Below are 13,827 nucleotides of genomic sequence, written 5' to 3' on the forward strand. Positions count from 1 at the left end.
CCTATTTCATTTGCATGGCGAAGCCACGCAGTAAGTAACGTTGAACATATCCCGCCATCAACAGCATGGGTAAAGAAGACAGCAGGCCAATCCCCATCAGTTGCCCCCAGAAAGTCTCGTTTTCGGTGATGAAATTAGACACGTACAGGGGCAAGGTGAAGTGACTGGGCGTAGACAGATACAGCAAGGCGAACAGGAACTCGTTCCAGGCCATGATCAGGGTGAAAATAAAGGTCGCCGCCAGTCCCGGGCCGCACAGGGGCAGCACGATATGCCACAGGCGGCGCAGCAATCCGGCGCCTTCCAGACTGGCCGCTTCTTCCAGACTCAGGGGCACGTCGCGCACAAAACTCAGCAGCATCCAGATGCAAAACGGCAGGGTGTAGACCTGATACACCAGAATCAGACCCAGCTTGCTGTCCAGCAATCCCAGGCCTTTCAGCAATTGAAACAGCGGGATCGCCACCACAATTGGCGGCATCATCTTGATCACCAGCACCAATAGCAGAAAAGCGTGATCCAGACGGCGGGGAAAACTAAAACGCACTAACGCATAACTGGCCAGAAAGCCCAGCGACAAGGCCAGCAAGGTGGCGCCCACGGCGACGATCAGCGTATTCGCCAGACGTCCGGGAAACCCATCGCGCCATAAGGCTTCGAAATGCGTCAGGGTCGGATGCGCCGGCAGCAGACTCAGACTGTCGCTGACGTACTCCCCGGACGGAGTGAAAGCGATGCCCGCCATCCACACAATCGGCAGCGCAAAAAACGTCAACGCCACGCCCAGAGCAAGGTAAAACCCCAGAGTTCGCGCAGACAGTCGCGAGACGTCGGAGAAAGGCGCCGCAACGGAATCAGAAAAAACCGGGACGGAGGTTTGCTTGATCGCACTCATGACTTAGCTCCCACATAGCGCCACGCATACACCGCACTCAACGCGCAGGCGATGGTCAGCATCAGCAGCGCCGCGGCGGACGCCAGACCGAGATTAAAAAACTTGAAGCCTTGTTTGTAGATAAACAGCGACAGGGTTTCCGTGCTGTTCCCCGGCCCGCCGCCGGTCAGGGCGTAGACTTTATCGAACAGCTTGAAGGTGTCGATGGATCTGAGCAGCAACGCCAGCAGCACCTGCGGCATGATCAGCGGCAAGGTGATATGACGAAACCGTCGCCAGCCGCGCGCGCCATCGGTCAGCGCCGCGTCCTTGATATCCGCCGGAATGGATTGCAGGCCGGCGAGAATGATGAGGAACGCCATCGGCGTCCATTGCCAGATATCCACCAGCATCACAGAAAACAGCGCCATGTCCGGATCAAACAGCCATTGCACAGGCTCCAGCCCCAGGCTGAGCAGCGCATTGTTCAAAAAGCCGAAGTCATAGTGATACCAGGCGCGCCAGATGGCGGAACACACCAGGGTCGACAGCATCATCGGATAGATGATCACCGGCAGCGCAAAACGGCGTCCGGCGAACTGACGGTCGAACAGCACCGCCAGAGCCAATCCGAGGCCGACCTGCAGCAGCGACGCCAGCACCGAGAAACTCAAGGAGTTCTTGATGGCGCCGGCGAAAAACCAGTCTTCCGACAACTCCACGAAGTTGTCCAGACCGACGAACTGACGCTCGGCGCCGACATAATCCACATAGGAAAACGCATTGATCAGAATCTGACTGATGGGATACAGGGTCAACGCCGCCAGCAGAAGCGTGGCGGGCGACATCAGCAGGAGTAACTGCAGGCGGGAACGATACAGCATTCATCTCTCCGTGAAAGCGGCGGCGCAGTCAGAACCCGCGCCGCCCGGTGTTATGTTCTGACATGTGCAGGCCATGTCGTTGCAGACAAATAGAAGGAAGCTATTTGTCTGCCTGATTAATAGTGAAAAGTCAGAACTGGATGGGTTACCGCTTCAGCGCCCGGTCGATCTTGCGATTGGCCTGATCCAATGCGGTGCGGGCGTCCATCTGTCCGATCATCGCCAGTTGCAGGTAATCGCCCAGGATGCTCTCCACTTCGTTCCACTGTTTGATGCGGGGACGCGCTTTGCCGTGCTCCAACGCTTCCAGCTGATTGGGATACCAGCGGTATTTCGCTACGACGTTTTTATCGATATACACGCTGCGGCGTGTCGGCGGCAAGCCCAGCTCCAGCGCCAGGGTTTTCTGGTTTTCCGCGCTGGTCATGTAGTGGAGAAAGTCTCTGGCGGCCTTGTCATGTTTGGCGTCCGCGGTCACGCCCATCTGCCAGACGCCCAGCATGGGAGAAGAACCATTCACCTGACCCGGCGCCGCCATGACCTGCATTTCCTGCACCACTTTGGACTGGCTGGGGTCATCCATGGACGGCGCCCAGGAAGGCCAGACTTCAATGGCGATGGCCGCCTTGCGCTGCTGGATGGCGTCGCGGACTTCCGTGGAGTTATAGACTTCGATGCCCTTGGGCGCGTACTGCTTCAGCTCCAGAAACGACTCCAGCGCCTGCACGCCTTGGTTGGAGTTCACCTGGGGCTGTCCGCTGTCATCGACGATGACGCCGCCATGGGCCCAGAACAGAGGTAAAAAGCCGGTGACGATGGGGTTGCCTTTCTGGCCACGAAACACCACGCCGCTGGTGTCCGGGTTTTTGGCGGAAATAGTTTTGGCGGCGACTTTCACCGCATCCCAGTTGGCGGGTTTGCTCAGGCCGTATTGATCAAACAGCGCCTGGTTGTAAGCGAACATGGCCACGTTGCCGACGATAGGCAGTGAATAAGCCGGCCCTTGCGCCACGGGATAGCGGGAAATGTCCAAAGTGGCGGCGATGAAATCGCCGGTGATCTTGCCCTGCTCTTCCAGATTCGCCAGCCAGCCGTTGCCCATGAACTCTGTGGCCCAGGTATCGTCCAGCAACACCAGATCGTAAGCGCCAGACTTCTCACGCAGGGAGATCACTAGCTTTTCATAGAGACTGCCATAAGGCAGCTTCAGTAATTCGATATCCATGTCGGGGTGGGTGTCCTTATAACGCGCAACGGTGGCCTCCAGGGCCTGACCGTAAATACCGTCGCGTCCGGCGATCACCAGATCCGCCGCAGTCGCCCCGGCGGCGCTCAGTGTCAGAGACGCGTTCAGCGCCAGCGATAATGCACTTCTACTCAACATGATGGACCCCTTGTTATAACGATGTATGTCAGTTTTTCCCGGCGACCGCCCCGCAGCTTGCACTCGCGTGCAGAGTTTTTTCGCTGCGGGCGCAGAACCCGTAACAGGCTGATAAGACGTGGCGGCGCTCACGAAATGCAGTGTGCGTCCGCCAGATGACAACAAGGTGAAGGCAGATTGAAGGTTTATAGTGCACGCGCGTGCAAGATGGGGTTGAGATGGTTGATTTTGGACGAAGGGAGTTTGTTTCGGCCCATCCATGCTCCCTACTAAACAGGGACATATTCTTCTGGCGTTCCCCAGCGTACACTAACGCAACACGGGTTCCTTATCTGATAGCCATGCGCCAACCAAATCGCACGCACTACATCCTGAAACCTATAAACCGGGTTTAACCCACCTACACTCAATAATCACATACCTTTTGTGGGCTGATAGCTCTATGGAAACGATCAAGCTAAGTACTGTAGGAAAGATATTAGCTGGAGATGACGCGGGCTTATTCGTGAAGGTGCTTGATGATACTGAGAATACAGGCGGCTACCTGATCATCACCTCAGCGAAAGAGTCATTTGAAGATGGTCACGACGGTTGGGTGGAAAACATGGCGTCGCTGAAAAAGTACTTCGAAGAGTCTCAATGGGTAGTTGAGTGGAAGGGATAGTGCTATAAGATTTGGCTAAACGCTTTCAGGGTTGGCTAATTTGAAGCCTCACATCAGAAGTCCACGGCAAGCAGTCTACATGGAGGATTAAGAAAAGCTAAAGCAGAGCTATTTCCTGGAATATAGGAAAAAATATGCAGAGCGGGTTAGCCTAAAGAATATACCGTCCCGGTTTATCAAAAGTAGGAAAAGTACAGAGTGGCCTTAGATGACATATTGGATCAGTTTAATAGTCACAGGCTGGGTGTGGTTGATACAGTTTTGGAAGTAATGGATTTAGTAGTAGCCAACCAAGACAAATCAATTTTAGAGTCCATTCCTGACGCAGTTAAAAACGAATTAACTCTAATGCTGGAGTCTTATCATAACTGTGGACACATTGAAGTTATTTCAGGTGGAGGAACCATAATAGACACTTACCGAAGTGTTTAACATCTTTGACCAGTATATGGCCCAATGAGTATTCTTCGGCCTGGTCTAAAACAAACAGAGCGCGATATTTATGCCTCTTATGACGGGAGGATGCGGCCATTTATTCACTACGCAGCGTGATTTCTCCCCGAGGAAAAGCTTTTGAAAAAAACACACAACCTTAGCCGTATCTTTTAAAAACCGCCATTAAATAGTCAAACATATCGAGCCCCTTTTCCACTGGCGCGACAAGCTCTTCTATTTGTTTATACACAATCCCATCCTCCTCCTTTTTAACTACAATCACTTTTCCCACTAACACATACTTATATACATTCAGCTGGACAATTTCTATTCTAGGGCTGTATCCGCCATCACTCTTATGGACACAGAACATGTTATGTGAGACAAAACAGTCATGCGTCAGAAGAGCCTCTCGCTTGTCAAAAAGCTCTTCAATAAAGTCTTTGAGAATATGAATTTCTGAATAAGTATTATTTGAAAACGAAATCAGCACGCTTTCTCTATCATTCATTGTCACTCACTCCAACACTCACCCAACAATTTAGGCGGATTATTAACCACCTTATATTGCTTATAAAAAATAGTTTTCTCCATCAGGAAGTCCTTCATGGAACAGATGAATTTCTCCGAAGCAGAATATCAGAATAGGAAGGGTAAGGCTCGCCGAAAAACCTTTCTGGAGCGGATGGATAAACAGTCTCCCGAGAAGCGCCGATTTTAGGTATCTAATCTTTATGAACGGGAATGATTTCTGGAGGTATTTTTTCACCGACAGCATAATATATAACTTTATCCTTAGATGCCCATCCAAATAACGTTTCTCCACTTCTTATGCATGACCAGTAAAATAAGTCCGCATCATACGGTAATGCTTCCAGTTCATTAATAAATTTTCCTATTTCTATCTTAATTTTCGCATCAAGCTTGGGGTGCGAATGACGCCTCTTAAATATAAGAAGCAAACGATCCCTCGGACTTAAATTATTTTTACCGTTTCCCTTGTCATACCAGCTGCCCTTTTCGAACTTCAAATCTTCAATATCGCCACCAAATTTACTTTTTATAAGGCTTAAAAATAGATCTTCTTGCATCTAGCCCTCTCCTATTATGCTTTTTCTATGGTTGATAGTTGCTGAGACCAAGACTCCTACTACTGAATTCCGTTATAGCACAGCTCTCGTCATCGCACCCAAACTCATCAACTCCCCAGTATCCCCCCATAAGCTTCCGCCTGATTAACAAGGGTTTCCATGGCGGTTTCGAGGTCGTGTAGCTGGCAGTCGTCCAGGGGGAGTGTCTGGAACAGGATGACGCGGTTTTGTTCGTCCAGTGCGACTACGCTGGAGGTTTGCAGGCTGTCCAGTAGCGACTGTTGCATCAGGTGTTTGCCGGTTTGGGTGTGGTCCGGCCCTGCTCCCGGCAGTTCTTCCATATCAATTTGCAGATAGATGCGCCCGCTTTGGGAAAAGCAGCGCACCGCCAGATTATCGATATACACCACATAATGCAGATTGGCGTCCGGCCGGATCATGGCGATCTGGTGGCGTTGGCAGAAGCGGAATAACAGGCTTTCGAACTGATTGTAGGTGTGCATGGGCGTCTCCTTGAATTTAAGGCGTAAGTATCCTGCTCCAGACGCCTTGAGGCGTCGGAGGTTGTTCAGAGTTGGTTCTGTTTTTCCCGGAAGGCGTCAGGCGATGGCGACGTTGTATTTGTTGATCGCCGCCACCCGATTGGCGGCGCCCAGCTTCCGGTAAATGTTGTGGACGTGAATTTTGATCGTGCCCAGAGAGCGGCACAGGGCGTCGGCGATTTCGGGGTTGGACATGCCGGTCACCAGCAGATCCAGCACTTGCTTCTCGCGCTTGCTCAGCGCGGCGAGATTGGCGCTGTCATCGTCATCCAGCGCGATATCCTGGCCATAATGCTCGATCAACTTGCCGACATAGGCGGGATAACGCCCTTGCTGTTTGGCCGCCGCCAACAGGCATTTCATTTCCGGCGCGTCTTTTCTCACCAGGGAATGCACGCTGCTGGTCATGCGACCGACATGCAACGCATCGTGAAACACCTGCTGCGCTTTTTCCTCCCGCCCCAGCTTTTGCAGCGCCAACGCCTCGATCGCCAGCGCGCGCGTCAACAACAGACCGCAACGACCTTGCTCCGCCCAAACTTTCACCTGACGCGCTGGGTCCAGACTTTCTTCGGGACGGTTCAGAGCGAACAGAATCTCGCTCAGTATTAATTGCTCGTGCTGGCTGGCGAAACAGGCTTGGTCATAGTGACCACCCCAGGCCTGCAACAGGTGCAGCGCCTCGCTTTTGCCGCCTTGCGCCAGCAGTCTTTGCGCCTTAAGCGCAGGCAACGAAAACAGCGTCCGCCGCACAGGATCGGGTATTGAGTGATGCAGCACTTCCGCTTCCTGCAACGCTTCTCCCGCGTCATCCCAGCGGGCCTCACGGATCGCCAGCAACGCCTGCGCCGCCGCCAGATTGAAGCGCAGCTCCGCCGGCGCACACAGGCCGTGCAACACAGAGGCGACTTGCAATCCTTGCGTCACTTCGTCCGCCGAGGCGTTTTCCAGCAGGCCGAACAAGGTCGATGCGCTGCTCCAGGCGAACCCGTGCGGCAGGTCGCACCCTGGCGCGACGCGCTCCCGCAGCGAGGCCAGTCCACTGCGCCACAGGTCTGTTTCACCGATCAGATAATGCAACCAACCCAACACCGGAATCACCTGAATCAGCATCCCCGGATCATCCACCAACGCCGCTTCCATAACCTGCGTAAGCTGACCCCTGGCCTCATGCAAACGCCCCTGATGCAGCGCATGCAGTCCCCGGTGATAGCGTGTCACTAGACAAGTCGGCTCAAGCTCAGCGACAGGGAGAGCCTGACGGGTGACGTACAGCGCCTGAGTGGACGCGATCAGTGCGGACGTCTCCTGCCATTGCCGCGCTCTTGCTGCCGCGTCATACACAGCGTCGGGGTGATCCAGTTCCTGATCTGACGCCAACAAGGTCTGCCCCTGTTTGAAGTGCTTAAGCGCTGACGCAGGGGCCGACTCAAACAACGCCTTTCGCCCCAGCAGCATCTGCAAAAGCGGACGTTGCTCGACAATATGCGTCGGAATGCCCGTCAGCCACTGGGCTACCTGCGTCCAGCATCCAGCACTGACAAGGGAGGGATACAGCTTTTCCAGCATATGTACGGCGGCCCGCCAATAACCGTTATCAATACACAGGGTGACCGCCGCCATGCCCTGGTTGTTAGCCAAACGCCATCTAAACGCCTTGTCGAACAGAGAGGCCGTTTCCGCTGTATTTGACGCCGTTCTGTTCGATAAAGCGTTATCTTGGCGCAAATGCTCCCGCAAAGGGCGACGCAGGCGATACTCGCCGTTTGAATGCGCAGCTTTGACGATCAGGCCGGTGTGATGAATCATCGCCTGAATCAAGGCGGGGGATTCGCCGGGCAGCAGACACTGACTCAGCAGATCCCGATTGAACTCACTAATCGGCGCCAGCTCGCGTAATCGCGTCACCATGTCTTTCTGCATTAGCTGCAACGGCTGCATCACCTGCTCTTCCATGTAGCGATGAAAATCAGGCAGCGCGTTGAGTTCATCTTTGGCGGCGAACGGCGTGGTTCTGTTAGCCATACGGTTCGCCATGGCGCAGAAGAAGATCGGCCAGCCATCGGTTTGTCGCCACAGTTCACTGAGCTGCGTCTGCATGCCGGGAGCACCGGGAGCGGCATAACGCCCCAGACAACCTTCCGCCTGCAACGCCCGCAGATACTGTTTGCCTTCCTCCAGGGTAAACGCCAGTTCGTCGGCGTTAAGGTGATGAATCCGATTCCAGGACGTGGATGCGAACAACGCCGGGGGAAGCGGATTTCTGGATAACAGACATAAGCGGTGCGGAGCCGGCAGATCACGCACCAGACAGGAAAGCAAAGCGATGGCCTCGGGGGCGTCCAGTAAATGCAGATTATCCAGCACCAGCGTCAATGAAGCGTCAGTCCGACGGGCGGCGGTCTCCAGTTCAGCGATAAACAGGCTGCTCCAACGCGCGACGCCGCCCGGCTCATTCAACAGGCCCAGCTCTTCCCTGCATCCCGGAAAACCATAACCGGCGTTGGCGAAAGCGGCTAACAGTCCGCCGCCCAGGCGCAATAGTCGATTATCGCTGCGCTCCAACGTGAACCAGATAACACGGCCTTTCTGCGGAGCGGCCCAATCCTGCATCAACGTGGTTTTACCAAACCCGGCGGGCGCCGTCAGACAATGAATCTGCGCCTGTCTGGCCGCATCCAGCTTCCGCGTCAAGCGGCTGCGGGAAATGACGATCTGCGATGCCAATGGGAAGGAAAATTTTCCCTTCAAAAACTGCCCTGTGTCCATGTCGTATACCTGTGTCGTTATCTGTTCGTCTTGTTATCGGCCATCGTTGCGTGGCGCGTTTTCAGACCGCTGCTCAGCGGCCATTTATCTCATTTACGCCGTCGCTTCAGAAAAAGTTACAGGGCCTCGCGAAAAAATTTTCAGCGGCAAAATCAGCCGGTCGATATATGTCTCCCTGCCCCCGGTTTCAAAAATACTGGCCCTGTCGGCGGGTCAGGCTGGGACGGCGACGCCTTGTGCGTCCTGAATCAAGCCCGTCCGCCATACAGCTAACTGATCAGGCGAAGCGCCCATTACCCGGCGACTCGCCGCTTACTTTGAAAGAGGAAACGCAATGGAAAATATCGGCGGAATTTCCTCCCTGGGGGGAGATAAATTTCAAATCAACAATCAGGTGATGAGCCTGGCGGAGCTCATCATGTTTCTGGAGATAGAGCGCGCCAATAACCTGGAACTGCAACTGGCGGACGAGCTGCAAAGCATGGCGGCGCTGAACAATCTGCTCAAAGAAGCCAATGCCATGCTGTCCATCGCCAGAACGGAAAAAGGCAAGCTGGAAGGCAAAGGCGCCAGCCCTATGCCGCCGGAAATGATCGACTTCTTCGAAGAGCACGACATCCAGCAAGGGCTCAGCAAGAACGATGAGCGCATCAAAGGCACAGCCCCCAATGGCCAGCGTCTGGACGACGAAGGCTATGACTTCATTCAAAGCAGCGATGAATGGGAAACCTCCATCGAAAACCTGAAGGCCTTTATCGACGGTCTCAACAGTCGCAGTCAGTTGGAGATGATCCGCATCAGCTCACTGATGAAGAAGCGGGATGAGTCGCTGACGCTGCCTTCCAACACCAACAGCAACATTCACCAGACCAACCAGGGCATCCTCGGCAAGATCTAAACCCTTGCCCTGTGAGCACAGCGCCCCGCCCGATCGCCGGGAGGGGCTAATGACAAATTCAAAAGAGGAAACACCATGGAAAATATCGGCGGCATTGCTTCCCTTGGCGGAGACAAATTTCAAATCAACGGACAGGTTATGAGCTTGGCGGAACTGATCATGTTTCTGGAGATCGAACGCGCCAACAATCTGGAGCAACAACTGGCGGATGAACTGCAAAGCATGGCGGCGCTGAACAATCTGCTCAAAGAAGCCAATGCCATGCTGTCCATCGCCAGAACGGAAAAAGGCAAGCTGGAAGGCAAAGGCAACAGCACCATGCCGCCGGAAATGATCGACTTCTTCGAAGAGCACGATATCCAGCAGGGCCTCAGCAAGTACGACAAAGAGCACAAAGGCGTGCCTCATAACGGCTTGTATCTGGACAGCGACGGCTACGATTTCTGTCAGAACAGCGATGAGTGGGAAACCTCTATCGAGAACCTGAAGGCCTTTATCGATGGCCTCAACAGCCGCAGTCAGTTGGAGATGATCCGCATTAGCTCATTGATGAAGAAGCGGGATGAGTCCCTGACGCTGCCTTCCAACACCAACAGCAACATCCACCAGACCAACCAGGGCATCCTCGGCAAGATCTAGGGATCTCGCTTTTGTCAGGCCCGGTCCCGGATCGGGCTTGCCTGGTCATCGAGGATTGCATGCCTGAGAGACTGCATACCTGAAAGACTTAATAACCGAAAACAGGAGGAACCATGTCCACCGCGACGGAAAATCTCTCTTACCAACTTATCTACGAGATGGAGCGGCTGCACGCGTCGGTAACCGCCTCGTTCGCCGACACCGACGCGCTGATGGCGAAATGGGGCGTGAACCGGGACACCCTGGCGCCCTTGATCGAGCGCAGCAAGCGCCAATTGTCCGAAGCCGAACGTGTGGAACTCTCACGCCGGGAGCAGGATTGGCGCGACCGCTTCGAGCGATCCGACGACTCCGCCCCACCCCCGCCCAGTCTTAAACGGGCGCGCATTCAACTGGGGTTGATCAACCGCATCTGACATCACAAGGAGACTCATTGTGACGCAACCCGACACACTCACTGACGCCGACATCCCCGCCTTGCTGGAGCAGATTCTGCAAGGCGGCGGGGCTCTGGCGATCGCCCGCGGCATCACCCAGGCGGAGATTGAGGCGATCTACACCATCAGCTACAACCTTTACCAACAACGCAAGTTCGAGCAGGGGGAAAAGACCTTCGCGTTTTTGTGCCTCTACAGTCACCTGGACGTGCGCTTCTGGACCGGACTGGGCGCCTGCCGCGAGTCTCTGGGCAAGTATGCGGAGGCGATTGAAGCCTACTCCTACTCCGCCCTGCTCCAGCACGACAATCCGGTGCCGCCGCTGCAGGCCGCCAAGTGCTATCTGGCGCTAAACAATCTGCAGCAGGCCCGCAACGGCCTCACCGCGGCGCTGCACTGGTCCCGGGGTCGCCCCCAGCATCAGGCGACGTATAACAAGGCGCAAGAACTGCTGAGCGCGATCGACAGTAAAACTGACCCTCAGTCCAGCTCTCAAACCCACTCTTCATCCAGCGCTCAAAACAATCAAGGAGACGCGTTATGAATACAATAGGAACCATGCCGACAGACGTCCTGAGCGGCGATCTGGCGAAGCTGTTTCTGGCCAGCCAGGAAACCCGTAACGCCACGCGAACCTCACGCGCGGCTGACTCATTCACCCCATTGCCGCCGGTAGACTCAGATAACCGCAGCGGCGCGACATCACAGGTGGCGCTGACGCCGCCTAAAGCCACCGTCGATCTGTTGCTGGCGATGCAAAGCCTGCAGGTGAAACTGGACGAAGAAGGTATTAAAAGCGGTAAGGAAGACGCCAAGTACCTCGCCCAGGAAAATGAGGCGCGTCACAAAGAAGTCATGGAGGCCCTGCAGAAGTCCATCAACGAGATGGAAAAGGCCAAGAAGTCCGGCATGTTCGCCAAAGTGTTCGGCTGGATCGCCGCGGCCGCCACCCTGGTCGCCGGCGCGGCGATGATCGCTACCGGCGCCGGAGCCATCGCCGGCGGCGTCATGATGGCGTTGGCGGTGGATCAAATGGTCGGCATGGCCACCGGCAAAAGCGCGGTGTCGGAACTGACCAACGCCATCGCCAAAGGACTGGCCAACGTCATGGGCGAACCGGCCAACGCCATCGTCGCCTCGGTGATTGTGGCCGCCGTGTTGATCATCGGCACGGCGGGAGCGGGCATGTACGCCTCCGCTGGCGCCTCCGCAGGCAAAGCCGCTTCGGTCGCCTCCAACTCCAGCAAGACGGCCTCCACCGCCGCATCCGCAGGCAAGACCGCCGGCGCAGCAACCCAGGCCGGTACGACCGCTTCGTCTTCCAGTCAGGCTGCGACGAACAGCCTCAGCAAACTGGCGCAGTCCCTCAGCGAATGGCCGCTGCTGCATCAGGCCCGCAACATGTCCCTGTTCGTGTCCAGCGGCGCGCAAGTGGGCGGCGGCGCGGCGGGCGTCGATGCGGCTGTACACACGAAAGAGGCGAATGACGCCAAAGCCGAGGAAGCCCTGGTGCGTAAGGTGATCATGCAGAATCAGGCCGGTATCGAGCAGGCGATTGAGCATATCAAGAGTCTGACTTCAAACAGCGAAAGCACCCTGAGTCAGATGGTTAATTACATCAATCAGGAACAGCAGACCAATCAGGCGCTGATCAGGGATATGGCCTGAGGCCAGTCCCCCAGACTCGACAGCCTGTCAGCACACAAACTGTCCTTACCTATAAAGATTGAGGAAATACCATGAACATCACCAATACCGGCCTGGAGCCCAATGTACTGGCTCTGGCGTCCCTGTATGCAACGCAAAACGCGTCGGCATCGGCTTCGCGCACCACACACCCGCCCGCCCTGACGGCGTCAAGGCAGCAAGGCGCGGAGACGCCCTTCCCGCCCGCAGCAAGGCTGCTGGAGGCGCCGTCCACCGTTGAATCAGAGTTTGACGCCAGCGCCCTCAGCTTCAAGTTGAACGGGACCAATCACGGCGCCGACACTTTCAAAATCATGGAGGCGATTCATAAGATTTTTATCGAGATGCGCCGTCAGGCCGCCGAGTCCAGACAGGACGCCTATCTGTCCCAGTGGACCGCCCTGGAAGCGAAAGCGGAAGAAATCAAAAGCGCCGCCAAGAAAGACCTCGCCGCGTCGGTAGTGAATGGGGCCATGTCCATGGCCGGCGGCGCTCTTGGCATGTATGGCGGCGCCAGAGCGATCAGTCAGACCAACAAGGCTATGAAACTGGACATCGCCAAGCCCAAACTGGACGCTCCGGCGCCATCAAAAACGCTGGAACTGGAGATACCCACGCCTGCGGTTAAACCTCCCACTCCGGGCAATACAGGCCCCACCGCGACAACCGCCAGCAAAGGCAATGCTGGACAAACGCCTCCTACCGCCAACGCCGCTCCGGTGTCCAAAACGCCAGCCAGCGGCTCTACTCAAAGCGGTCAGAGCAAGCCTGCCGTGAACGCGGAGACGCCCAATAAACCCACAACTCATGCGGATGCGGAGAAAGCCCCGGACGCCGGTAACGCCAACAAACCCCAGAAGGCGGCGGACAAGCCCAAAGAGCACGCCGACGGGCCTGATACGCCGACTAAATCCGCAGAGGTGAAACACCAGGAGTTGATGTCCGACGCGCAAAACTACAGCAGCATCGGTATGGTTGTCGGCCAGTTCTTCACCGGCTTTGGCGGCCTGATCGCGGCGCCGTTGAGCTACTCCGCGGAACTGGACCGGGCGGAGAAAGAGCAACAGGACGCGCAAGCCACCAAAGCCCAGGCGGACGTGGAAAGCGAAGTGGAGTTCGTACGCTCCGCCAGCGAAGGCGCCAAAGCCATTCAGGACTTCCTGGATCAATTCATCACCTCCCGCGCCCAGGTCAACAGCAAAATCATGGCCTGATAAAGCGCTCGCCTTTTGTTGTCCCACGTTGATTAGCCATGACTTAGCCGGCGGCCTGTCGCGCCGGCTTTTTTTCTCTTCTACCAGCTTTCTACATCTCCCTTCTCCGACAATACTTGTACAAACTGGGTCACGCTCACTGAGTAACCAACTGAATAGGCAGTAAATTGGTTCTGACTGATCATGGATAGAGAACATTACTCTGGCTATAGCGCCCAAATTAAAAGAGATTGAGCCGACCATTTCATTTATCTGTGGGGCTCGTTACTTTAGTAAATGCCTTAAGTAGCCCTATAAACGAAGGTTTGAG

The 13,827-nt window shown here is 55.4% G+C and carries 15 protein-coding genes; 8 read left to right on the forward strand and 7 right to left on the reverse strand.

The features are described from left to right. Position 1: 1 nt before the first annotated feature. The 3 genes from AC2IBB_RS17505 to AC2IBB_RS17515 all read right to left on the reverse strand — a co-directional run bounded on the left by AC2IBB_RS17505 (position 2) and on the right by AC2IBB_RS17515 (position 3,142). Positions 2-895 carry a carbohydrate ABC transporter permease gene (locus tag AC2IBB_RS17505; RefSeq protein ID WP_486328056.1) on the reverse strand — a complete coding sequence of 298 codons (894 nt, stop codon included), beginning with the start codon at positions 893-895 and terminating at the stop codon, positions 2-4. Next, positions 892-1,758 carry a carbohydrate ABC transporter permease gene (locus tag AC2IBB_RS17510; RefSeq protein WP_486328057.1) on the reverse strand — a complete coding sequence of 289 codons (867 nt, stop codon included), beginning with the start codon at positions 1,756-1,758 and terminating at the stop codon, positions 892-894. Before AC2IBB_RS17510 ends, AC2IBB_RS17505 begins: the two co-directional genes overlap by 4 nt. Positions 1,759-1,903: 145 nt before the next feature. Further along, on the reverse strand, positions 1,904-3,142 hold the full coding sequence (locus AC2IBB_RS17515) for an ABC transporter substrate-binding protein (RefSeq protein WP_486328058.1): 1,239 nt from the start codon (positions 3,140-3,142) through the stop codon (positions 1,904-1,906). 442 nt (positions 3,143-3,584) lie between these two features. Here AC2IBB_RS17515 and AC2IBB_RS17520 point away from each other — a divergent pair, with 442 nt between their 5' ends. Together AC2IBB_RS17520 and AC2IBB_RS17525 are read left to right on the forward strand one after the other, a co-directional pair. Then, complete coding sequence (locus tag AC2IBB_RS17520) at positions 3,585-3,806, forward strand: hypothetical protein (RefSeq protein WP_216739886.1); 222 nt, start codon at positions 3,585-3,587, stop codon at positions 3,804-3,806. Positions 3,807-4,004: 198 nt separating this feature from the next. Continuing rightward, entirely contained in the window at positions 4,005-4,238 is a 234-nt protein-coding gene (locus AC2IBB_RS17525; RefSeq protein WP_486328059.1) for a hypothetical protein, read from the forward strand. A 160-nt stretch (positions 4,239-4,398) separates the two neighbouring features. Here AC2IBB_RS17525 and AC2IBB_RS17530 read toward each other — a convergent pair whose 3' ends face one another. The 4 genes from AC2IBB_RS17530 to AC2IBB_RS17545 all read right to left on the reverse strand — a co-directional run bounded on the left by AC2IBB_RS17530 (position 4,399) and on the right by AC2IBB_RS17545 (position 8,643). Beyond that, positions 4,399-4,752, reverse strand: coding sequence for a hypothetical protein (locus AC2IBB_RS17530; RefSeq protein WP_486328060.1), 354 nt, complete (start codon positions 4,750-4,752; stop codon positions 4,399-4,401). Positions 4,753-4,966: 214 nt separating this feature from the next. After that, a complete protein-coding gene (locus AC2IBB_RS17535; protein ID WP_486328061.1) occupies positions 4,967-5,332 on the reverse strand; it encodes a hypothetical protein in 366 nt (121 codons plus the stop codon). Positions 5,333-5,439: 107 nt separating this feature from the next. Beyond that, entirely contained in the window at positions 5,440-5,835 is a 396-nt protein-coding gene (locus AC2IBB_RS17540; protein ID WP_486328062.1) for a CesT family type III secretion system chaperone, read from the reverse strand. A 96-nt stretch (positions 5,836-5,931) separates the two neighbouring features. Further along, positions 5,932-8,643 carry a LuxR C-terminal-related transcriptional regulator gene (locus AC2IBB_RS17545; RefSeq protein WP_486328063.1) on the reverse strand — a complete coding sequence of 904 codons (2,712 nt, stop codon included), beginning with the start codon at positions 8,641-8,643 and terminating at the stop codon, positions 5,932-5,934. 334 nt (positions 8,644-8,977) lie between these two features. Between AC2IBB_RS17545 and AC2IBB_RS17550 the strand changes: the two genes are divergently transcribed. The 6 genes from AC2IBB_RS17550 to sctB all read left to right on the forward strand — a co-directional run bounded on the left by AC2IBB_RS17550 (position 8,978) and on the right by sctB (position 13,517). After that, positions 8,978-9,541, forward strand: a complete 564-nt coding sequence (locus tag AC2IBB_RS17550) for a hypothetical protein (RefSeq protein WP_486328064.1) — start codon at positions 8,978-8,980, stop codon at positions 9,539-9,541. A gap of 75 nt (positions 9,542-9,616) precedes the next feature. Continuing rightward, positions 9,617-10,180 carry a hypothetical protein gene (locus AC2IBB_RS17555; RefSeq protein WP_486328065.1) on the forward strand — a complete coding sequence of 188 codons (564 nt, stop codon included), beginning with the start codon at positions 9,617-9,619 and terminating at the stop codon, positions 10,178-10,180. A 113-nt stretch (positions 10,181-10,293) separates the two neighbouring features. Next, the gene (locus AC2IBB_RS17560; RefSeq protein WP_486328066.1) at positions 10,294-10,596 is read left to right on the forward strand and encodes a hypothetical protein; all 303 of its coding nucleotides are present in this window, start codon (positions 10,294-10,296) and stop codon (positions 10,594-10,596) included. A gap of 19 nt (positions 10,597-10,615) precedes the next feature. Then, on the forward strand, positions 10,616-11,161 hold the full coding sequence (locus AC2IBB_RS17565) for a SycD/LcrH family type III secretion system chaperone (protein ID WP_486328067.1): 546 nt from the start codon (positions 10,616-10,618) through the stop codon (positions 11,159-11,161). Continuing rightward, the gene (gene sctE, locus AC2IBB_RS17570; protein ID WP_486328068.1) at positions 11,158-12,285 is read left to right on the forward strand and encodes a type III secretion system translocon subunit SseC family protein; all 1,128 of its coding nucleotides are present in this window, start codon (positions 11,158-11,160) and stop codon (positions 12,283-12,285) included. The genes AC2IBB_RS17565 and sctE overlap by 4 nt, the downstream gene beginning before the upstream one ends. Before the next feature lie 71 nt (positions 12,286-12,356). Continuing rightward, complete coding sequence (gene sctB, locus AC2IBB_RS17575) at positions 12,357-13,517, forward strand: type III secretion system translocon subunit SctB (protein WP_486328069.1); 1,161 nt, start codon at positions 12,357-12,359, stop codon at positions 13,515-13,517. The last annotated feature ends 310 nt before the right edge of the window (positions 13,518-13,827 follow it).

It is taken from the genome of Hahella sp. NS-SX17 (assembly GCF_057367735.1).